Source organism: Terrimonas alba (assembly GCF_042434975.1).
Classification (GTDB): Bacteria; Bacteroidota; Bacteroidia; order Chitinophagales; family Chitinophagaceae; genus Terrimonas_B; species Terrimonas_B alba.
In genome coordinates, this window is the sequence record NZ_JBHMQM010000008.1 from 357,521 (window position 1) to 377,894 (window position 20,374).

Genomic DNA, 20,374 nt, shown 5'->3' on the forward strand with positions numbered 1-20,374 from the left:
GCCTCTCCCAATTTGATAAGAAAGCATTTTTCTTTATAAATGGCGACAGCTTTGATTTTATTGCCGATACCTTTGCGGCGATTTATGCTCAAAGCAACAGCACTGACATATAAAAATGCATATTCAGGATTATCTCATTCTACCTGGTTGTTATCATTGATCATGCTGATCAACCGGAGCGGTACAATGGTAGTTCCGTTTATGACACTGTATCTCACCAGTCCTGAAATGGGTTATTCGGTAGGACAGGCAGGCGTGGTGTTTGGTTTGTTCGGGTTGGGTGCGTTTTGCGGGGCATATATCGGTGGTAAACTGACCGATAAAATTGGCTACTATCCTGTTCAGCTAATTACACTCACCGGAGGTGGTATTCTTTTTATTTTATTGGGCCAGATGAAAACCTATCCACTCATCTGTCTTTTCACTTTCCTGGTAAGTTTTGTGGGTGAGGCTTTTCGCCCGGCAAATTCAACGGCTATCGCTTTTTATAGCAAGGAAGAAAACCGTACCCGATCCTATGCATTAAACAGGCTGGCGATCAATATTGGCTGGGCTGTTGGAAGTGCCATCGGTGGAATTCTTGCAAAGATCAATTATGAATTGTTGTTTTGGGTAGACGGCATTACCAATATTCTTGCAGCAATCGTCATGGTACTTTTTCTCAAACCGGTAAACCGTGCTGTTGCTGAAACTTCGCAGGAAGCAGCACCGGCTCCTGCTCTTTCAGCCTTCCGTGATAAAACATTTATCATTTTTATTTTGGTGACAACGTTATTCGCCAGCTGCTTTTTCCAGATATTCACCAATATCCCTGTTTATTTTAAAAGGCATCTTCATCTTTCCGAGCCTTATATCGGTTTGCTCATGGCGATTAATGGGGTCATCATTGCCCTGATAGAAATGATACTGGTCTATAAACTGGAAGGCAAACGAAAAAGTATGGTGTATATCACCAGTGGCGTTCTGTTAACGGGTCTTTCGTTTTGGTTGTTAAACATCCCATTTCATGGTGCATTCATAGGGTTTTGTATGATCACCCTGGTAACATTTGGCGAAATACTGTCTATGCCATTTATGAACAGCTACTGGATAAGCCGGACCCAGCATAACAACCGTGGGCAATATGCGGCGCTTTATACGATGGCCTGGTCGGCTGCGCAAACTCTTGGGCCTATGGGTGGCGCTCAATTGGCCGAGCATGCAGGTTTTACGACACTGTGGTGGGTTGTTGGTGGGTTGTCAATTGCGGCTGCTCTTGCCTTTAAAAAATGGTTGTAGGTTTTTGCAGTCAAACAATCGATTGATATCTCCTCTGCTGGTTATCTTCCTGTATTCTTCTTGTAATGAATAGAATGTTATCCAGTGATTAGTGCTGCCAGATTAACAGTATTATACCCTTACATTTGCTAAAATTTTTTTGGCTTATGAAACTATCAACAACACTGCTGATTGGATGCACAATGTTTGCTGGCAGTTTTGTTCAGGCTCAGTCTGTTCAACGACCTAAATTAGTAGTTGGAATTGTGATCGATCAAATGAGATGGGATTATCTCTATCGTTTTTACGACCGTTATTCACCCGGCGGTTTCAAACGGATGCTGAACCAGGGCTTTAGTTGTGAGAATACATTCATACCCTATACACCCACTTATACCGCAGCCGGGCATAGCTCTGTGTATACTGGTTCTGTTCCGGCAATCAATGGTATTATTGGCAATTATTGGTATCGCCGGGATCTGAAAAGAAATTGGTATTGTACTGACGATTCAACTGTGTCATCTGTTGGGAGTAATTCACTTGCAGGCAAAATGTCGCCGAGAAGCATGCTCACCACCACAATTACCGATGAGTTGAGGCTGGCAACCAATTTTCAAAGTAAAACAATTGGGATTTCGCTCAAAGATCGTGGTTCTATTTTACCTGCGGGTCATTCGGCGAATGCAGCTTATTGGTTTGACAATGCTACCGGCGGATGGATCAGCAGCACTTATTATATGAATGAATTACCTGAGTGGGTTAAAAACATCAATAGTAAAAAGTTACCGGATCAATACCTGCAGCAAAACTGGAACACACTTTATCCGATCAATACGTATAAACAAAGTACTACGGATGATAAAGTGTACGAATCCACTATCGGTGGCGAAGACAACACGTTCCCTCACATGACTGCTGCTATTTCCGTAAATAAATATGAATCATTCCGCCAGACACCGGGAGGTAGCTCGTATACTTTTGATATGGCGAGAGCGGCGGTAGAAGGTGAAAAGTTGGGACAGCGGAACGTTACAGATTTTCTTGCCATTAGCTGCTCTTCTCCTGATCATATCGGTCATGCATTCGGACCAAACTCAATTGAAGTAGAAGACACTTACCTGAGATTGGATAAAGATCTTGCTGCTTTTTTCAAATACCTGGATACTAAGTTGGGCAGTGGCCAATACCTTGTCTTCCTGACTGCCGACCATGCCGTGGCGCATACGCCGGCATTTTTAAAAGAAAATAAAATCCCGGGTGGCACATTTGACGATGCTGCCGTCAGACAATGGCTGAATGAAAAGGCAGAAAAAAAATATGAGATTAAAAACGCCGTCGAACAGGTTATCAATTACCAGTTATATCTTAACTACGCACTGCTGGATGAAAAGAAAGTGGATATTGATGATTTCAAAACCTGGGCGGTGAATGAATTAAAAAATCACCCTGCTATCATGAGTGCCTTTGATTTGAAAGAAGTACCGGAGACGCCAATACCTGCCAAAATAAAAGATATGGTCACGAATGGTTATAATCAAAAACTGAGTGGCGATATCCAGTTTATATTCAATCCGGGTTGGTTTGATGGATGGGATAAGGGTACTACCCACGGATCGTGGAACCCGTATGATTCTCATATTCCGCTTGTATGGTTTGGCTGGAAAATAAAACCCGGTAAAACAAACCGGGAAACGTATATGACTGATATTGCTCCAACAGTAGCTGCTATGCTGCGTATCCAGATGCCAAATGGTTGTGTGGGCCATGTGATAGAGGAAATTACCAAATAGACATTAAACGTTTATTATATGGAACTAAAAGAGCAATTTGAGAAGGCAGTAAAAGAAAGCAAGGAACTGCCATCAAAACCCGATAACGACACGTTGCTAAAGTTATATTCACTTTACAAGCAAGGAACAGAAGGCGATGTAAACACGGAGCCCCCTTCTAACCCCTTTGATTTTGTAAATAAAGCCAAGCACGAGGCGTGGAGTAATTTAAAGGGGAAAACAAAAGACGATGCGATGAAAGAATACGTGATGTTGGTGGAGCAACTGAAAGGTTGAAAATACTACACGATGCCGGGTTGCCCGGCATTTTTTGTTGTCATTTTATCCAGGCCAGCAGCGGTAAAAAATTCTTCAATATTGGGTACATAACTCCACAATCTTCCTTTTTTTAACAGTATAACTGGCTGCGAAATAGCATCCTCCTCAACTGATGACGCCCCCGCCCCTCTTGGCTTGTTTATTGAAGTAATTGTTGCAATAGTTAAATAAAACCAATTTTTATGCGACAATTTGTGAAACAACAAAGCATTAAGTTCGGTACTGCTTTAATGCTGGTACTTGCAAGTTTAATGGCAAAGGCGCAGGATAAAATAGATATTAATAAAGAAGAAGTGGCCACCTGGCTGGAAAGAAACTGGATATGGGTCGTAGCAGGTGTTTTGTTAATAATTCTTATTGCAATGATGGGCCGCAGAAGAACGACCACTGCAACAAGGGGTGGTTTGCGCAAAACAACAACGGTGATTAAAGATGCCGATGGACATACAAAGAGTGTAACAACGACCGAAGAACCTCTCTGATAAGATAAATTTATTCACGCTGAATCGGGTAATGAGAGCAGGCCTTCAATACCAGGAGTACCGGGTATTGAAGGCTTGTTTATTCGGAGTATAGCACGGGATATGCGCTTATTTACACCCTATTAATTCAACATAAAATTGCCGTTGTTTTCAAAAGTTTTCACACTCTTCTTTTCATGGCCAGGTGAGCGGAATTTGCGATCTTGTAGGTGAAAATTCTTCAAAAAAAGATATACCGCTTCCGTGTCAGTTTGCACATTTTGAAAGGCTAAAATTATTCGTCCTGATTAAAACATTGATAAAATGGCCATGAATTTTTATTCAATTTCTGCAGAAGAAGTACTGAAACAGATGGGCAGTAATATTAATGGACTGGATGACGAAACGGTGCAAAAGAAAATTGAAGAGCATGGAAAAAATGAATTAAAGGGGAAAAAGAAAGTTAGTCCGTTGGTTATTTTCATCCGCCAGTTTTTAGACTTCATGATCCTGGTATTGATTGCTGCCGCCATTGTGTCTGCATTTATTGGTGAGGGGTCAGATACTATTGTCATTATCATTATCATTGTGCTCAATGCCATCATTGGTTTTATCCAGGAGTACCGGGCCGAGAAAGCGATTGAAGCATTACAAAAGATGGCGGCGCCCATCTCGCATGTGTTGCGAAACGGCAACGTAGTTGAATTACCGGCGGCAGATATTGTTCCCGGCGATATTGTATTGCTGGAAGCCGGCAACACGGTTCCCGCTGATATGCGGCTAATAGAGATCGAATCGTTGAAAGCGAGTGAAGCAAGCCTTACCGGCGAATCAAATCCCGTTGATAAAAGAACCGATGCAATGAAAGATGAAGATCCGCCGCTTGGCGACAGGACCAATATGGTTTTTAAGGGAACACAAATTACGAGTGGCCATGGCAAGGCGGTGGTAGTGGCAACAGGGATGAAAACCGAGTTGGGTAATATCGCCGGCATGCTGGACAAGGCGGAGAGCGTCACACCTCTTCAGAAAAGACTGACGCAATTCAGCAGGAGATTAACAGTTATCATTATATGCCTCTGCGTCGTTTTTTTTGCCGTAGGTTATTGGCAGGGCGGTGACCTGAGCCGGATGTTATTAACAGCCATCTCGCTGGCGGTGGCGGCTATTCCTGAAGCATTGCCCGCTGTAGTGACTATATCGCTTGCATTGGGAGCCCGGCGGTTGATGAAGCAGAACGTCCTGATCCGGAAATTATATGCCGTAGAAACATTGGGGTCCGTCACGTATATCTGTACCGATAAGACGGGAACACTGACAAAAAACGAAATGATCGTTCAGGAGATTTGGGTACAGGATGAAAGCAAACGGGAAGAATTGTTGCAGGCCATGAGCCTGAATCATGATGTGAAAGAAAAAGATGGAAAACTTACCGGCGATCCCACTGAAATAGCAATGGTGGAATATGCCAAGAAACAGGCAGATCATAAGCGGGTAAAAGAAATTCCATTTGACTCAGACAGGAAAGCGATGACCACCATTCATGAACGGGGTGAAAAATTTTGGGTGATAACAAAAGGAGCAGCTGAATTGATCACCGAAATAAATCGTGATGAAGGGATCAAGGGACAAATAAAAGAACAGGAAGAAAAAATGGCTAAAAAAGGTATGCGGGTAATTGGCTTTGCAGGCAAAGAAATACATGAAATACCCAGCGAGGTAAAACCCGAGACCATTGAAAAAGAAATGCATTTCATTGGTCTTGCCGGCCTTATAGATCCACCACGGGAAGAGGCCAAACAAGCAATACATGAATGTAAAGCTGCCGGCATTGTACCGGTGATGATCACAGGTGACCATCCCCTGACGGCTGAATCTATTGCCCGGCAGTTAGGCATCATTGATAATGAAGATCAAAAAGTGGTAACAGGTGTGGAACTGGGAAAGAATAAGGCTGAAAATTTAGAAACGGATGTAGAGAGGATAAGGGTGTATGCAAGAGTATCACCCGAGCAAAAGTTGAGAATCGTTGAAGCTTTACAAAACAAGCAGCAGTTTGTTTCGATGACTGGTGATGGTGTAAATGACGCCCCCTCTCTAAAGAAGGCCAATATCGGTGTGGCAATGGGCATAATGGGCACCGATGTTACGAAAGAGGCCGCACACATGATATTGCTGGATGACAATTTTGCCACGATTGTAAAAGCGGTAAAAACGGGTCGCCGGGTTTATGATAATATCCGGAAGTTTATTAAGTATATCCTGACGGGTAATACGGCAGAAATATGGACACTTTTTCTCGCCCCTATTATTGGCCTGCCGATTCCATTATTGCCGGTGCACATCTTATGGATCAATTTAGTAACGGATGGCCTGCCAGCTTTGGCATTGGCAACCGAACCTGCGGAAAGGAGCATTATGGAACAACCGCCCCGTAGTCCTAATGAAAGCATTTTTGCAAAAGGTCTCGGCATACATATTTTATGGGTTGGTATTTTTATTGGAATGCTGACGATAGCTACGCAATGGTTCGCCATTTCGTTTGGAGATACGCACTGGCAAACGCTTGTCTTTACTGTGCTTTGTTTCTGCCAGCTTTGGCACGTGATGGCCATCCGCAGCGAAATAAGATCCCTGTTTAAATTGGGACTGTTTACCAATAAACCTTTGCTGCTGGCGGTTTTTGGCACCGTACTGCTTCAGCTTGCGGTGATTTATATGCCTTCTTTAAATAAATTTTTTCATACCGAACCGCTAACGCTGACTGAGATGCTCGCTGCTTTTGGCATATCCTCGTTAGTATTCTTTGTAGTTGAACTGGAGAAAAAAGTAAAACGAATATTAAAGAAATCCAGCCCAAAAAGATGAGATCATGTATTCAACGAAGAAAGAATATCGCAGACAACTAAGATCTTCTCAACATTGGTACCTGTTTAATTTTATTACGAAGTGAAATATGCTATGCAGGATAAACAATGATTGTTATCGACAGCCGGGCTAATATTTAAAGCACGGAACAATGCGGATAGTTAAGTTTACAGCAGGTTCATTGTTAAAAACAGCAGCCGGGGTGAAGCCCGGCTGCGTAACAAGCCAAATAGAATTCGATCTGGTCCTTTTTCAGTAGAAAGAAATATGCACCGAAGGCGGGGACTGTATAAAGAAAAAATGCCTAATAAAAGAATTGCTCTGAAACAATCTGACCATCTTTCACTTCATACAGCATCACCTCATTGATTTGTATTCTTCCTAATCCTTTCACAGTAATATCCATTTCTCTTCCCACTGCAAAATGATTGCCGCCCACAACCGGTTCAGTTGTATGTGCTCCATGAATAGCCTCAATTCTCTTCACAAAGTCTTCACCTTTTTTGCGAACTGCAGCCTTACCTTCTGCGTATCCCAAATAAGGTGAACCGGGAGGATCTATGCTTTTTACATTCTCTGCAAAAAATTCATCCTGGATTTCAAACCATTTTTCTTGTTGGGCAAGCTCGTTGAATCGTGCTGCCACTTCCTCAGCTGTTAATGCTGGTTTCGTTGTTGTCATAATCATAAAATAATAATTTTTAGTTGAATACTCTCTTTTGAATGATTTATCAGGTGTCTTCGAAGTGTCTTTCTCATTAATTTACGGGGAGGCACATCATTTAAATACCGCTACCGACAAGCACCACTCTTTATTTATTTCGCAAAGCCGTGTAAGCATTTTCTCATATTCTTTTCTTAAAGCCTCTTTTTCCGTTTGTCCCAGAAACTGGATGTTGTATCCATGTGGCCCGTGTAATATTACAAAAGGATATTTCCCTCCGGGTTCTGGTTTTCCACCCACATCATGATTGGTGACATTGGGTGCATAGTGCATAACGTGCGGAACGCTGGCTGTTACCACGTTATCGTTTTCGTCCGGGTTCGTGTATGTTCTAAGTATCGGGGAAAGCATGTAAGAGAGACCTGCCCGTTCCGGCGCTTTGTAATAATGTTTTTTGAAGCGGTCCTGTATGATTTTTTTTAGTTCCTCCGGAGGAGTGCCTTTGGCCTGCATTTCTGCGATGTCAAAAAAGACGGGCATTTGTGCCTTGACACCCGCTTCATCAAAGGCAATCGGATAAAGAATATCATCTCTGTATTCTTTTAACGGCCATGATCCTCTCATCGCATCATCACCTGTGCGGGCAACAAAGGTGTGAAAACCATTTGAGCCCCTGCGGACAAGTTCGAAGCCCTTGTCAGGGTTTAAAACATACACGGTTGCACTATCTCTGAGATGTGGCGGAAGCGCACTGAGGGCAAGCTGAATTTCCAAATCCCGTGGCAGTGCCTGAATTTTATTCATTCCCTTGTGGGTCTGCTTATTTTGTGCGTTCGCTGCCAGCGAGAACAATAGACTGGCAATTACTGAGATTGCATGAAACCTTCTCATCCACATTGTCAGCGCTGTTATGTTTGTTGTCATGGTGATTATTATTTACTGGTTACTTGTGCTTTTGTTTCTTTTGCATTCTTGCCTGGGTGGTTTTTACCAGTTGTTATCAGCGGCAATAATTTCTCCTGCACATACATGGACCATGCATGTGAGCAGGCATCGTAACATTCAATTTCGGGAACTAAGCCTTCGTGAGTAAAAATGACCTGGGTTTTGCCGTCCTTTTTAGAAATTTCAAAAATAATTTTCGTGCCCGTCCACTCATTTTTCTTTTCAAGGAAAGTAAGTTCGCTGTCGGTAACAAGCCAAACAACTTTTTTGCCGGGGATTACTTCAATTAATTTTTGTTTGGAATAATGAGCACCTCCCCCGGCACGAAAACTAAACTCATCATTTAGTTTTTCTGTATTTCCTGTAATTTCTTCGGAGTACAATCCTGACCACCATCCGCGAACATTATTGATGGCATGAAACACTTCTTCAGGTGTTTGTTCCAACACCAGGGTGGTACTGAAATTGTTGTTGTTCATATTTTTTTTGTTAGTCATAATCATGATTTTTTTTGTTACTATTTCTTCCACTGAGTTTTTCGTGAACTTCATTAGTTCGAAGACACAAGCTTCTTTTCGGTTTCTGTTCTTGGCGTGCCGGCGGCATTAGGTTGACCTTTGCCTGTTTGGATCAGATTGTTAAGACTGTTTTGTATGTAGTGGGTCCATCCCTGGTGGCAAGCTTCGTAACACTCGTATTCGGGAACAAGACCGATATGCGTAAATACAAGTTGGGTTTTGTCGCCCTGCCCCGAAATTTCAAAGCTGACTTTTGTATCGATCCACTCGGTTTTGTCTTTTGTGAAGCTAAAGTGGTTGTCCAATATTTTCCAGACTACTTTTTTATCCGGAACAACTTCGATTAGTTTCACTTTGCAACGATGAATGTCTTCGTAGTGATAGGTAAATACATCATTGATATTGGTTGTACTGCCTTCAATTTCTTCTGACCACCATCCCCGAACATTAGTGATGGCATTGAATACTTCTTCCGGAGTTTGGTCAACCACGAGTGCAGTGGTAAAATCTGTTGTTGTCATAATTTTATCTTTTTGCTTAGTGTTTTTTTGTTGCGTATCATTTTGCAAGAGGCCAGGTTATTCACTGTTAGTAGAAACCAGCTTATTATTTTTCTCATTTACCATGCCACCTACAAGGAGGGCTTATCCGGCTTGCATTCGGCGTGTGCATGATAATAATACCATGCCTTTGCATAACCATACACCGGGCTGCAGCTTTTGCAGTCCGCCAGATAAGATTTCATCTGCGATAGCAGTAAGTTTTTTTAACGTACGGCCAGTCAAAAAAACCTTTGCTCCTACCCGTGCAAAGGCTTTTGCAATTGCGCCTCCCGTGGTGCCATCTCCGTAAACAACAGCAACTTTGTTTTCCAATCTTTTCATATACATATATTTTTTAGTAAAATGTTTTTATGCTATGCCAAAGCTATTGTCTAAATTTTACCCGGATAGGTGGCGAAATGGACTTTGTAGTGGGTTGATTTGGACACGATGGATTTATATATTTGCAAAGTCAATTCAAACCTGCCTGCCGGCATGCAGATTGTCGTTTGAGTAAAAGTTCAATAGTGGTAATGACGATGAAGTGTCCAAAAGCAAAGGCTGCAGTGCAACTTGCTTCGGTGTTTGCGATGCAGGCAATTGCTCCGCACCCGCTGCTCGCAGAATCTAAAGCACAAGAGTGCGACCTGCTTTGCCGGCAGGCAGGCGCAACGATGACGCCACAAGGCGCTACAGCTGGTATAAAAAAATATTAATCAAAACCGCCCGTTAAAATTTTAAATACATCTCAAAAAAAAATCAATGAAATGAGCCATAAATTTTTTTAGTTATCAACTCGTCAGCGATGAATCCCGGCTTGTCGGGACCATCCGGCAATTAAAAAAAATAAAAAATACACGGATGAAACATATTACCATAATAGTCCCCGACGGCCAGAGTACCTTAAGCAGTGTAGCTTGTATAGTGGGTGCTTACGAAATATTTACAGTAGCCAATAAGTATTGGAAGCAAAACGGCAAAAAGGAATTGTTTAAAATTGAATTGGCCGGCGTTTCAAAAAAGGCGGAATTTGATAATGGCTTATTGACGGTGAAGCCACAGGCCAACATTTCAGCTATCGCCAAAACCAATCTCATCATTATTCCCTCATTGGTTCGGGACTATCAAAAAGCCATGAAAGGAAACAAACTGCTGGTTGATTGGATCGGGCAACAATATAAACACGGCGCTGAAGTAGCCAGTATGTGCACCGGTACATTTATGCTGGCATCGGCAGGTTTGCTGGATGGGAAAAATTGCTCTACGCATTGGTCCGCGGCGGATACTTTCAGAACGATGTTTCCAAAAGTGAATTTGCAAGCTGATAAATTGATCACGGATGAACATGGCATTTATACAAATGGTGGCGCTTATTCTTTCCTGAACCTGGTGATTTATTTGGTAGAGAAATATTATGACAGGCAAACAGCCATTTATTGTTCCAAAATTTTTCAGATTGAAGTGGACAGACAAAGCCAGTCAGCATTCACCATATTTACAGGTCAGAAACAGCATGGGGATGAAATGATTCAACAGGCACAGGCCTACATTGAAAGTAAAGTAGATGAAAAAATATCGGTTGAAGATTTGTCTTCCAGGTTTGCTGTCGGCAGGCGAAACTTTGACAGAAGGTTTATCAAAGCAACCGGAAATACACCTATCGAATATACCCAAAGAGTAAAGATTGAATCGGCAAAAAAAGCGTTTGAAACCAGTCGCAAAACAATCAATGAAGTGATGTACGATGTTGGTTATTCGGATATAAAAGCGTTTCGTGAAGTATTTAGAAAAATCACCGGAATGTCGCCATTGGAATACAGAAGTAAATATAATAAGGAGGCCTTGGTTTTATAGAAGTCTTCTCTTCATTTGGGCACACCTTCAAAACGTTCTTTGGGAAGCATTCAGTGTTGTATGCTGATATTAAATAAACCCCTATTTTTTAATGTATTTGGGTTTTATAAGTGGGAAACCAATCACAGCACCCATCACTCCACTATTTTCCAGTAAGAATTTTTCCGGGTGATTTTGCCGTTCCGAAACTCCCAAAGATCACAACCCCGCACTTTTAATTTAACTCCTGAAGTTGTTGTTCCTGTAAGTGTCCATTCCGACACTCCCCTGGTGCCATCGGCTGATATCCAATGCAGGTCTTCACCATACTGAACATCAGGAATACCTTTGAAGCGACCAGCAAGACCTTCACGTACCTGGGCTTTGCCGATAAGGCGTTGTCCCCAGGGTTCAGGTCCCTTCGGAAGATCTAAGGAGCAATCGTCGGAAAAGAATTCCATAATAGCGTCGACGTCGTGGCGATTGAATCCATCAAGCACTTGCTTCATCGTTTCTACTGTGATAGTCATTTCTTGTGATTTGGTTTGAGTTTGTGATGTATTGTCAGTGGTCTTGCTGTTACAACCACAGAATCCTAACAACCCACCGAAAAGTGCTATGATCAATGTTTGTTTTTTCATAGTCGATTTGTGTTGCTCTTTCATCAAAGCAGGAAGCATGACGTTGCCGGTTTTTTGTTGTGCTGATATTCCGTGATCCTTCAGTCCGATATCGATGCAGCCGCCATAGGGCCAACCTGTCTGTCGCGGGCAGTTTTTCTCTTTGGTGTTTGATTAATTTGTTTTCTCAACGAATATATTGATCATTTAATCACTTTCCATTGAGAATTTGCTGCATTTATTTTTCAACCCTTGACTCCCGGACAGAATTTTCAATCTGTTTTTTGAAGTTCTTCAGGAATTTTGTGATCTTTTTAAAATTCATAACCTGCTTATTACAACTATGTTACTTTGCTGAAACATGTAGCAAAAGACACCCCGCTTTTGCTGCCTGTGCAAAATTCACACTCTTAGCGAGCCACGGAACCCCCTGGCGGCATAGTAGGATTCCGCACCGTTGTGATACACGAAGACATGGTCATAGCGGCGATCACAAAAAAGGGCGCCGCCGAGTTTCCTGATAGCAGCAGGTGTTTTTATCCAGCTCGACGTTTTCAAATCGAAGTTTCCCAATTGCTGCAACTCCCGGTATTGTTCTTCCGTTAAAAGTTCAATGCCCATGGCAGCAGCCATATCAACGGCGCTATTTTCCGGTTTATGTTCTTTCCTCGACTCCAGCGCCTCACCGTCGTAACAAACACTTCTGCGGCCTTTAGGACTTTCCGCTGAACAATCATAAAAAATGTATTCGCCTGTCTTTTTATCATAACCAACAACATCCGGCTCACCACCAGTTGTTTCCATGTCATCGAGCGACCACAGTTTTTCAGGATTCGCTTCCATCCCGACTAGTCGGGACTGTATTGTAGCCCATTCAAGACCTTTATGGCGGTTCATGTTTTTCTCAAAACGGGTTCTCAATGTTTTGAGTAGTTCTTCACGCAGTTCCGGTGACAATGTCTTTTTATCGCTATTAATCTTTTTCATACTGTTACATTATCTCTGTTGAAATCGAATTTACAAATCATTTAATCCCTTTCCATTGAGAATTTGCTTCATGTATTTTTCAACCCTTGCTTCACGGGTTTTGGATAGTTTGGGTTGAGAAAAATGAAAGATGTATGCTCTTTGCCGCCCCGGTGTCAATGCATCAAAGGCAGTTTTCAATGCAGCGCTTTTGTTCAGCTTCTTTTGAAACTCTTCAGGAATTTTGAAATCTGAAGTCCTTTTCAATTTCACTTTCAATCCGGCTCTTTCCACTTCTATCGCTTCATAGACATAGGTTTTCAAAATCTTTTCCATCTTCACTATTTCCTTAACATTAGTGAACCGGATCTGCCGGGCCGACTGCACATTCTTCGTTTGCCGGATCAGGATTTCATTGGGATCATTTAACAAAGCACCTTTGAAAAACAAAAGAGCACAGTATTCTTTAAATCCATGTATTAAAACAATGTTTGTGTTCTCAAAAGTGTAACAGGGGCAACCCCATTTCAATTCTTCGGTCAGTCCACAGTCAAGAATGATCGTTCTTAATTTCTCATATTCTTTCTGCCACTTTGTGTCTTTACTAAAAAACCAATCAACTTTAGGGTTCATGCTATTCTTTTTATTGATTAACTAAAAATTAATTTTCTATCGGCAGGCCTGAAATACCAGGATACCATAGTCAGGATCAGTAATAATGCCGGTCCAAAAATTTCTTTGGCTTCATCTCCACTTATCAGATGAGAAATGACAGCACCCGACATGGCAATGAAGAAACCTGCATAAGCCCATTCCTTCAGTAAAGGAAATTTAGGGATAAGCACCGCGACCACTCCCAAAATTTTCCAGACACCCAGTATTGTCAGCAAGTAGACAGGATAACCCAGGTGTGTCATCATATCTATTTCCTCTTCCATTTTTAATAACTGTACTACTCCGGTTGATAGCATTCCTAATGCAAGCCAGATAGTAGCGATCCAATAGATGATTTTGACTGCCTTGCCGGCAGGCAGATTTCTTTTTGTCATGATGTTGTGTTTTATTTTAATTTATCTGCCCAGTCTGCCGGCGGGCGGGCGTCAGGCAAGTTTGCTTAAGATTTCCTGTATTCTGTTATGTGCCATATTTATGCCCTGAGCAAAGGGCAACTGCAGCATTTGGTCCCTGAGTGCAACTGTTCTATAAATTACATGCATATTGAGTTTGCTGCTGTCGTCAGTAAGTTTGTCAAATTCCAGGAACTCAAGCTGGACTTCAAAAGGCGAATTCTCCATTTCAAATGTCCGTGTGATCTTCCGGTTCGGGATAAACTCATGGATCGTCCCATTGAACCCATGTTTGTTTCCTTTAGGATCGGTTGTTTCGAATTGATAACTGCCATGCTTTTTATTTTCCAATTTCAGCACTTTGGTTCCCATCCATTGTTCAACAATCTCTGCCTCTGCATATGCTTTGAAAAGTAATTCCAATGGCAACTCAAATTCCCTTGTGATCGTTAATTCCTGTTTGCCGTCTTCGGCGTGGATTTTTGTTTTTCGTTCCATAAGTATTTTACTTTTTTTACCTGCTTACCGGCCGGCAGTTTTGTACTTTTTCATTACGTTTTCCAATTTATTAAACCTGTCATCCCACATGTTGCGGAAGGGTTCGATAAAGTCTGCTATTTCTTTCATTTTTTTTGGATTGAAGTGATAATAGACTTCCCTGCCGTTGTATTCTTGTTCAAGTAATTCGCATTCAGTGAGGATTTGCAGGTGTTTTGAAACGGTTGGCCTGGCTGTGTTAAAGTTTGCCGCTATAGCACCTGCTGTCATGGATTGCGAAGCTACCAGCAGTAGTATCGCCCTTCTTGTCGGGTCTGCTATGGCTTGAAAAACGTCTCGTCTTAGGTTCATTTGTGTAGCTATTTGACTACAAATATATGTGTAGCTATTTAACTACGCAAATTTTTCTGCTTTTTGTTCCCGGATCCTGTGAGTGGTAAGTGGAACCTGGTAAAAGATTACACCGAAGATGAGCATAGCAGTGCTTCATTCTATGAAACCGGATGGCGGGAAGGTATGAGCCTTTTGATTACTGATTGTTGTAGACGCTTATACACCGGGGTTGGCTTGGGCTAAATAAGCCCCGGGACAGCGTCTGATTGTAATAAGGGGAGACCATTTATAAACATATTATCCCTCCCGTGCCGCTTTACATAGGAACCACATGTTGGCGGCAGGCTGGTTGCTAACCGACTGTCTCTACTATAATGAGTTGTATTTAAAGATTACTCCGCCTGTCATTAGCAGCTGTGAAGAAATCAATGACAGTTTTGTCGTTTGGGTCTTTAGATGTGAAAGCTGCTAAATAATTTGCTTCTTTGTCAAGTTGAAATTGAAAAAATGCGTTTAAATCCTCTTTTTCTGTTTCAGTCAATTGTGATATTGTTGTTTGTCATTATTCTGAAATCTTGTTTTTATTCTGAAATTATGTATGAGATATGGGTTGATGGATTTTCATTTCAATCATCCATTGATGTCCGAACGGGTCCTGGATATTTCCCTGTCGGTAGCCATAATCATAGTCTTGAGCAGGGCTTAAAAGGGTTGCTCCCGCTTGTAGTGCATTATTCATCACCGGGTCAACATCTTCAACAAAAAGCCCTATAAGGGTTGTGACACCTTTTACTTTATTTGGTTCAAGTTGTCCCTTCATGGGTCGCTCCTCGTGTAGGTGAAAAATTGTTCCATTGATAGAAAGTTCAGCAACATGAATACTGCCATCATCATTTCTCCATGACCTAATTTCAACTGCTCCGAATGCTTTGAAATAAAATGAAATGTCTCTGACACCACTTGGAATAAAAAGTTGGGGCGCAAAAAATGTTTTGTCGTTTGAGATTGTCATGCCTGTTAATATTTCACTTTTATTTAGTCGAAAGTTAGCAATGTCTCAAAAACTTGCCGTTAACGTCCACGGCTCGCTGCTGAGCTGATATTCTTTAACTATCAGCCCACAACTGAAGCCAATTGAAAAATTTTAGTTGAAGTTAACAACAAATGCCGAATGCCCGATATTAGCTGATAGCATTAAAAATGCCGATTGATCTTCCGTCTGCCAGTATTGCAGCAGCCTTTTGTTAGCGGTTCGTGGTTCAATAATGATACTAAACATATCTGGCCATTGATACTTCTAAAACTCTCTTCACGTCTTTAGTTAGGTTTTGAGTTTTAATATACCCGTAAAACGAATCAAAAGGTATTTCATCAAGCCGGCTTTTAATTCTTTTCATTTCCAACAATGGCAATGGAATCCGGTTTGGCGAACTGTACACTACAGAAAAGTGTTTTTTGCTTGGAGAAAGAAATAATGTATCGCCGCAGAGTATGCTTCCTTCTTTTGACAGAAAAGGCACATGCAATATGCTGCTGCCTTCAAAATGTCCTCCGATATTAATGAGCCGCATTCCATCCCAAAGCTGCATTTCATTCCCTGTCCAGAGACGCACATGTTTACCTTTTACCATTATATGCTGCTCATCTTTTTCATGAATATATACAGGGCATTCAAATACTTCGGCCCAGTCATTCATATTGCTGTAAAAATGCGGATGCGAAAAAGCAATCGCTTTTAACCCGCCTTTGCCTTTTATAAATTCAATGGTCATTTCATCAAGCATAGGTATGCAGTCCCACAGTATATTTCCCTGCTCACTCAGTACCAGCAGTGCTCTTTGCCCAATAGCGAACATGGGATTTATCTCAAGTTCATATAGATTGTTCTGAAGCCGGTTTAGTTTAATGCTGTGTTTCCGGTGCAGCTCTGAAGGCTTTGTCCAAAGCTGACCTTCCTGTGGCACCCATTGGCGTTCATCAAGACAGGTAATACATATATCTGGCGATGAGCCTGCAGGATATGTTGTGCCGCAAGTACTGCATATTATGTTATCATTCATATTGTCCATATTTGAATTTATACAATTTCCACTTCTTCGGGTATTACAAAAAACAAAGTGCAGCCGGTTTTGCTGTGAACCGAATGTTTAAAGCCGGGAGGAGTATAGAGATAGTCGCCTTCGCATAGTGTCTGAGTTTCTATGATGGCTTCGCCTCGTAAAACAAATATCTCTTCACCTGCCGGGTGATTGTGATAAGGATAGCTGGCTCCCGGTTCAAACTTTAATAAAATGGTAGTTGATCTTTCTTGTGTTTCATTAAACAGGAGTGATTTCACCCATATACCAACGTAATGGACTCCTTTTTCTACCAGTGGTTGCCACTCTTTCTGATTTTTTCTGACAATGTAATTGTTGATGTCTGTTTTCATTTTTATAAAATAGTTTAGTTAAAGAAAATTATTTTGTTAGCAGCTGGTCAATGCTCCATTTGTAAGAAGGCAATGTGGCCAGTAGAAACGCCCCGGCACTAAATGCAAATACGGAATAGTCAAGCGGTTCTTTAATACCATATGAAACAGCCATTGCCAATGCAAACAGTAAGGTAAGTGCGGCTGAACCACAGGCGGCAAATCTTGTTTGATAGCCAACCAGCAATAGTAATGCAAAGCCTGCCTCCAGTACAGTGGCTGTTACTGCCACGGTGGGTATTACGGCTTTGGGCAAAAAAGAATTTACTTGTGCAGTGTAATCAAGGAAACCACTCCAGCCTGATGTGGTCTTATACAATAATTTCAGGCGGCTTGCTACTGCCGAAAGAAAACCTGAGGCCAATGCCAGCCGGAGTAATACTGATGCAATATCCATCATCATAATGTACCTGTTTTTTATTTTCAAATAATTTACACGTGCAAAGATGGTTTTTGCTGCAGGGCGAAAGAATAGAGAATTATGAGAAAAGCATGTAATATTTATAAGGAAAATTCTTCCTTGTATTGTTTGGGCGAAAGCTTTGTTTGCTTTTTGAAAAAGTTAGAAAAATAAAAGGAGTCGTTAAAGCCAGGATGGTATGCCACTTCTTTTACTGATAAATCTCCATAAGCGGGCAGCCTTTTTGACTCAGAAGTAACAAATAGAATTCTGTGCGGTTTTGCCTGCGTGTTTGAAAACCGTCAGCCGAAATTCAGCACAAATGCTGATAGATGTAAACTGTTCAATTACATTCGTCAGCCCTGCTTTTGCCGATATCAGGCGTTCATTGTTTTTCGTCAGTTACTTTTGCCCGTTACACTTTGGGGTAAAGTCCACCATCCATTGAACCCCAAATTTGTCTGCAAACATTCCAAAGTAAGAACCAAAAGGACCGTCTGCTATTGGCATTTCAACCTTACCGCCTTCTGAAAGTCCGTTGAATAATTTGTCGGCTTCTTCACGACTTTCTGCACTAATTGAAATAGTATTTCTGTTGTCGTTTTCCGTTACTTGTCCCATAATTTCTAAAACGTCACTAGCCAGTAGCGCATTACTTTTACCGATAGGCAAAGTAATGTGCATAATTCTATTTGCATCATTTTCTGCTACCGGGAATTCAGGGCTTGACAGGTCTTTGTAACGCATAATTTTTGCGAACTCTCCGCCAAATACTGATTTGTAAAATGTAAATGCTTCTTCGGCATTTCCGTTGAAGTGTATGTAAGGATTGATGGTTGCCATATTATTTTTGATTTTTAATTGTATGCTTACTTTTTTCGGTTTTCAGCTTTCCCGTTGTAGATGCGATTATAAATTTCTTTTGATCAAACTGGAGTTTGCACTGCCACCAGGCAGGGCTCAGGACCGTTGCGATAAAGTTGCCAACAGATTTTCCAAATTATTCATTGACATTTTAAATCCTTCTGTGAAGCCCATTTCAATCATCTTCTCCATGCGGGCAAGGGATTCATTATAAATAGTAATAACCACTGTTGTCTTTCCGTTCTGTTCGCTAAAAGTATAATCCCAATCAGAACCCGGTAATTCAGGGTTTTCATCTTTGTCTGCAAAAGCATTAAACATTTTGAAATTTGTTTTTGGACTAATGGAAGTGTATTTCTGAATTGCCCAGCGCTCTTGTCCTTCCGGGCTTACCATTGCATAAAATCTTCGCCCGCCCACTTTGAAATCCATAAATTTTGTTTTTGATGTCCAGGGTCTGGGCGCCACCCATTGGTCAAGAATTTCTGGTTTGGTAAAAGCATCCCATACCAGTGAAAGGTCTGCATCAAATTCCCTGGTTATGAATACTGTTTTTGTTGCTTTGTCAACGGTAAAATCAAATAGCAAATTGTTAGTCATTTTTTTTGTTTTTTAATTGTTGATAATACTTTGTCAAGTTGATTAAATTGAGTTTCCCACATTTTCCTGAATTGGGCTAACCAATTGTCAAATTCCTGCATCTTCTTTGGATTAAAGTGATAATAAATTTCTCTGCCAGAATGCTCAGGTTTTATCAATTCGCATTCTTGTAATACTTTAATATGTTTTGATACTGCCTGTCGGCTCATATCAAATTTTTCCGCCATTGCATTTGGCGTTAATGCCTGAATAGCAATTAAAGTTAAAATAGCCCTGCGTGTTGGGTCAGCTATGGCCTGGAATATGTCTTGTTTCATTGTTCAATATTTAATTACGCAACCTTCAGGTTGCAAATATATATGCAACTCTTGAGTTGCGCAAACTTATATGCAATTATTTTTTGTCGGGGTAAAATGTCGGGAAGTTTTAGTTGTTGTCGGAGGGGTTGTTGAAATGACGCCTACGTCCAGGGCTTTCTGCTGTGCGTGAGTATCTGATAATCCGGCCTGTTTAATCATCGGGGTTATTAACCACCATAAAGATACCGGCCTCTGCGTTGATTGTTATTGCAAATTCTTTAAGTGATTGACCATGCGTTGATGATACTTTAACTGTGTTTCTATTTCTGATAGCGATTTACAGCCGATTATTACCACGTCAGTCAGCATAGCAGAAAGCATCTATGTAAAAGCGGTAATTTAAGCAACCATTTTTTAACTGTAGTCCACGGTTATTACGTGGCTACCCAAAACTTAATAAGATGTTGTCTCAAACTACCGCCACACCAAAATTATTCATTGGCATGGATGTGCACAAAAAAAGCTGGACAGCACATTTTAAGACTGACCTGTTTGACAACAAGACAGTGACCATGCCCGCAGAATCAGAAACACTGATCAATTATGTTGAGAAAAATTTTCCTGGCTACACAGTAAGCTGTTGTTATGAAGCCGGCTGCTGCGGCTACTGGATAGCGAGGGAATTGCAACAAAAGGGATGGGAAGTAAGCGTAGTCAATCCGGCCGATGTACCCCGCAACAATAAACAGGATTGGCAAAAAACAGACAGGATCGATAGCCGAAATTTATGTAAGCATCTTAGTGATGGGAACCTGAAAGGCATCTATATACCCGGCGAAGAACAGGAACAATTAAGAGCTTTATTCAGGCGAAGAATACACCTGGCCCGCAACCTGCGGAGCATAGCATAAAGAATCATATCAAAAGTCAGTTGCTGTACTTCGGAATAAAGTTACCGGCTCAGTACGATAATCCGAATTGGAACCGGGAAATGAAGAGCTGGATCGCTGATATAAAATGGAAGTACAGCAGCGCAGCAGAAAGTATGCGTAGCCGCTTAA

At 41.4% G+C, this 20,374-nt stretch carries 28 protein-coding genes; 8 read left to right on the top strand and 20 right to left on the bottom strand.

The genetic code is table 11. The annotated features are described in order from the left end of the window. Positions 1-39 precede the first annotated feature (39 nt). The 3 genes from ACFEL9_RS22775 (at position 40) to ACFEL9_RS22785 (ending at position 3,323) form a co-directional block, all read left to right on the top strand. Complete coding sequence (locus tag ACFEL9_RS22775) at positions 40-1,278, top strand: MFS transporter (RefSeq protein WP_385894886.1); 1,239 nt, start codon at positions 40-42, stop codon at positions 1,276-1,278. A gap of 146 nt (positions 1,279-1,424) precedes the next feature. Beyond that, positions 1,425-3,047 (top strand): alkaline phosphatase PafA, encoded by a 1,623-nt coding sequence (gene pafA / locus ACFEL9_RS22780; protein WP_385894887.1) that lies wholly within the window; start codon positions 1,425-1,427, stop codon positions 3,045-3,047. An 18-nt stretch (positions 3,048-3,065) separates the two neighbouring features. Further along, positions 3,066-3,323, top strand: a complete 258-nt coding sequence (locus tag ACFEL9_RS22785; protein WP_385894888.1) for an acyl-CoA-binding protein — start codon at positions 3,066-3,068, stop codon at positions 3,321-3,323. A gap of 5 nt (positions 3,324-3,328) precedes the next feature. Here the strand turns inward: ACFEL9_RS22785 and ACFEL9_RS22790 are convergent, their stop codons facing one another. Continuing rightward, positions 3,329-3,556: a hypothetical protein gene (locus ACFEL9_RS22790; protein WP_385894890.1), complete on the bottom strand. Its 228-nt coding sequence runs from the start codon at positions 3,554-3,556 to the stop codon at positions 3,329-3,331. Here ACFEL9_RS22790 and ACFEL9_RS22795 point away from each other — a divergent pair. Both ACFEL9_RS22795 and ACFEL9_RS22800 read left to right on the top strand, forming a co-directional pair. Then, positions 3,548-3,847 (top strand): hypothetical protein, encoded by a 300-nt coding sequence (locus tag ACFEL9_RS22795; RefSeq protein ID WP_385894892.1) that lies wholly within the window; start codon positions 3,548-3,550, stop codon positions 3,845-3,847. The two genes, ACFEL9_RS22790 and ACFEL9_RS22795, sit on opposite strands and share 9 nt — an antisense overlap. Positions 3,848-4,150: 303 nt before the next feature. Next, positions 4,151-6,694, top strand: coding sequence for a cation-translocating P-type ATPase (locus ACFEL9_RS22800; protein WP_385894893.1), 2,544 nt, complete (start codon positions 4,151-4,153; stop codon positions 6,692-6,694). 304 nt (positions 6,695-6,998) lie between these two features. Here ACFEL9_RS22800 and ACFEL9_RS22805 read toward each other — a convergent pair whose 3' ends face one another. The 5 genes from ACFEL9_RS22805 to ACFEL9_RS22825 form a co-directional block, all read right to left on the bottom strand. Then, positions 6,999-7,376: a SnoaL-like domain-containing protein gene (locus tag ACFEL9_RS22805; protein ID WP_385894895.1), complete on the bottom strand. Its 378-nt coding sequence runs from the start codon at positions 7,374-7,376 to the stop codon at positions 6,999-7,001. 96 nt (positions 7,377-7,472) lie between these two features. Beyond that, positions 7,473-8,282 carry a hypothetical protein gene (locus ACFEL9_RS22810; RefSeq protein ID WP_385894897.1) on the bottom strand — a complete coding sequence of 270 codons (810 nt, stop codon included), beginning with the start codon at positions 8,280-8,282 and terminating at the stop codon, positions 7,473-7,475. A gap of 8 nt (positions 8,283-8,290) precedes the next feature. Then, on the bottom strand, positions 8,291-8,800 hold the full coding sequence (locus tag ACFEL9_RS22815) for an SRPBCC family protein (RefSeq protein WP_385894898.1): 510 nt from the start codon (positions 8,798-8,800) through the stop codon (positions 8,291-8,293). Between the two features lie 53 nt (positions 8,801-8,853). Continuing rightward, a complete protein-coding gene (locus tag ACFEL9_RS22820) occupies positions 8,854-9,342 on the bottom strand; it encodes an SRPBCC family protein (RefSeq protein ID WP_385894900.1) in 489 nt (162 codons plus the stop codon). Between the two features lie 123 nt (positions 9,343-9,465). After that, positions 9,466-9,705, bottom strand: a complete 240-nt coding sequence (locus ACFEL9_RS22825) for a hypothetical protein (protein ID WP_385894902.1) — start codon at positions 9,703-9,705, stop codon at positions 9,466-9,468. A 191-nt stretch (positions 9,706-9,896) separates the two neighbouring features. On the opposite strand from ACFEL9_RS22825, the gene ACFEL9_RS22830 reads away from it, so the two are divergent. Together ACFEL9_RS22830 and ACFEL9_RS22835 are read left to right on the top strand one after the other, a co-directional pair. Continuing rightward, the gene (locus ACFEL9_RS22830) at positions 9,897-10,079 is read left to right on the top strand and encodes a hypothetical protein (protein ID WP_385894904.1); all 183 of its coding nucleotides are present in this window, start codon (positions 9,897-9,899) and stop codon (positions 10,077-10,079) included. 145 nt (positions 10,080-10,224) lie between these two features. After that, a complete protein-coding gene (locus ACFEL9_RS22835; RefSeq protein WP_385894906.1) occupies positions 10,225-11,217 on the top strand; it encodes a GlxA family transcriptional regulator in 993 nt (330 codons plus the stop codon). Positions 11,218-11,351: 134 nt separating this feature from the next. On the opposite strand, the gene ACFEL9_RS22840 is transcribed toward ACFEL9_RS22835, so the two are convergent. From ACFEL9_RS22840 to ACFEL9_RS22905, 14 genes are all read right to left on the bottom strand, one after another. Continuing rightward, complete coding sequence (locus ACFEL9_RS22840; protein WP_385894907.1) at positions 11,352-11,837, bottom strand: nuclear transport factor 2 family protein; 486 nt, start codon at positions 11,835-11,837, stop codon at positions 11,352-11,354. 381 nt (positions 11,838-12,218) lie between these two features. Continuing rightward, positions 12,219-12,803 carry a DUF4256 domain-containing protein gene (locus tag ACFEL9_RS22845; protein WP_385894908.1) on the bottom strand — a complete coding sequence of 195 codons (585 nt, stop codon included), beginning with the start codon at positions 12,801-12,803 and terminating at the stop codon, positions 12,219-12,221. 30 nt (positions 12,804-12,833) lie between these two features. Next, a complete protein-coding gene (locus ACFEL9_RS22850; RefSeq protein WP_385894909.1) occupies positions 12,834-13,415 on the bottom strand; it encodes a YdeI/OmpD-associated family protein in 582 nt (193 codons plus the stop codon). 17 nt (positions 13,416-13,432) lie between these two features. Beyond that, positions 13,433-13,831, bottom strand: a complete 399-nt coding sequence (locus tag ACFEL9_RS22855; RefSeq protein ID WP_385894911.1) for a DoxX family protein — start codon at positions 13,829-13,831, stop codon at positions 13,433-13,435. 51 nt (positions 13,832-13,882) lie between these two features. After that, the gene (locus ACFEL9_RS22860; RefSeq protein WP_385894913.1) at positions 13,883-14,347 is read right to left on the bottom strand and encodes an SRPBCC family protein; all 465 of its coding nucleotides are present in this window, start codon (positions 14,345-14,347) and stop codon (positions 13,883-13,885) included. Between the two features lie 24 nt (positions 14,348-14,371). Continuing rightward, on the bottom strand, positions 14,372-14,698 hold the full coding sequence (locus tag ACFEL9_RS22865; RefSeq protein ID WP_385894915.1) for an ArsR/SmtB family transcription factor: 327 nt from the start codon (positions 14,696-14,698) through the stop codon (positions 14,372-14,374). 574 nt (positions 14,699-15,272) lie between these two features. Next, the gene (locus tag ACFEL9_RS22870; RefSeq protein WP_385894917.1) at positions 15,273-15,692 is read right to left on the bottom strand and encodes a VOC family protein; all 420 of its coding nucleotides are present in this window, start codon (positions 15,690-15,692) and stop codon (positions 15,273-15,275) included. A gap of 259 nt (positions 15,693-15,951) precedes the next feature. Further along, on the bottom strand, positions 15,952-16,740 hold the full coding sequence (locus ACFEL9_RS22875) for an MBL fold metallo-hydrolase (RefSeq protein WP_385894919.1): 789 nt from the start codon (positions 16,738-16,740) through the stop codon (positions 15,952-15,954). A 17-nt stretch (positions 16,741-16,757) separates the two neighbouring features. Next, positions 16,758-17,111: a cupin domain-containing protein gene (locus ACFEL9_RS22880; protein WP_385894921.1), complete on the bottom strand. Its 354-nt coding sequence runs from the start codon at positions 17,109-17,111 to the stop codon at positions 16,758-16,760. 28 nt (positions 17,112-17,139) lie between these two features. Continuing rightward, a complete protein-coding gene (locus tag ACFEL9_RS22885; protein WP_385894923.1) occupies positions 17,140-17,553 on the bottom strand; it encodes a DoxX family membrane protein in 414 nt (137 codons plus the stop codon). Positions 17,554-17,651: 98 nt separating this feature from the next. Further along, complete coding sequence (locus ACFEL9_RS22890; protein ID WP_385894925.1) at positions 17,652-17,756, bottom strand: hypothetical protein; 105 nt, start codon at positions 17,754-17,756, stop codon at positions 17,652-17,654. Between the two features lie 196 nt (positions 17,757-17,952). Further along, positions 17,953-18,393 carry a VOC family protein gene (locus tag ACFEL9_RS22895; protein ID WP_385894927.1) on the bottom strand — a complete coding sequence of 147 codons (441 nt, stop codon included), beginning with the start codon at positions 18,391-18,393 and terminating at the stop codon, positions 17,953-17,955. Between the two features lie 117 nt (positions 18,394-18,510). Beyond that, positions 18,511-19,014, bottom strand: a complete 504-nt coding sequence (locus ACFEL9_RS22900) for an SRPBCC family protein (protein ID WP_385894929.1) — start codon at positions 19,012-19,014, stop codon at positions 18,511-18,513. Then, entirely contained in the window at positions 19,011-19,331 is a 321-nt protein-coding gene (locus tag ACFEL9_RS22905; protein ID WP_385894931.1) for an ArsR/SmtB family transcription factor, read from the bottom strand. Before ACFEL9_RS22905 ends, ACFEL9_RS22900 begins: the two co-directional genes overlap by 4 nt. A gap of 443 nt (positions 19,332-19,774) precedes the next feature. Between ACFEL9_RS22905 and ACFEL9_RS22910 the strand changes: the two genes are divergently transcribed. Then, positions 19,775-20,224, top strand: coding sequence for an IS110 family transposase (locus ACFEL9_RS22910; protein ID WP_385894933.1), 450 nt, complete (start codon positions 19,775-19,777; stop codon positions 20,222-20,224). Positions 20,225-20,374: the final 150 nt, after the last annotated feature.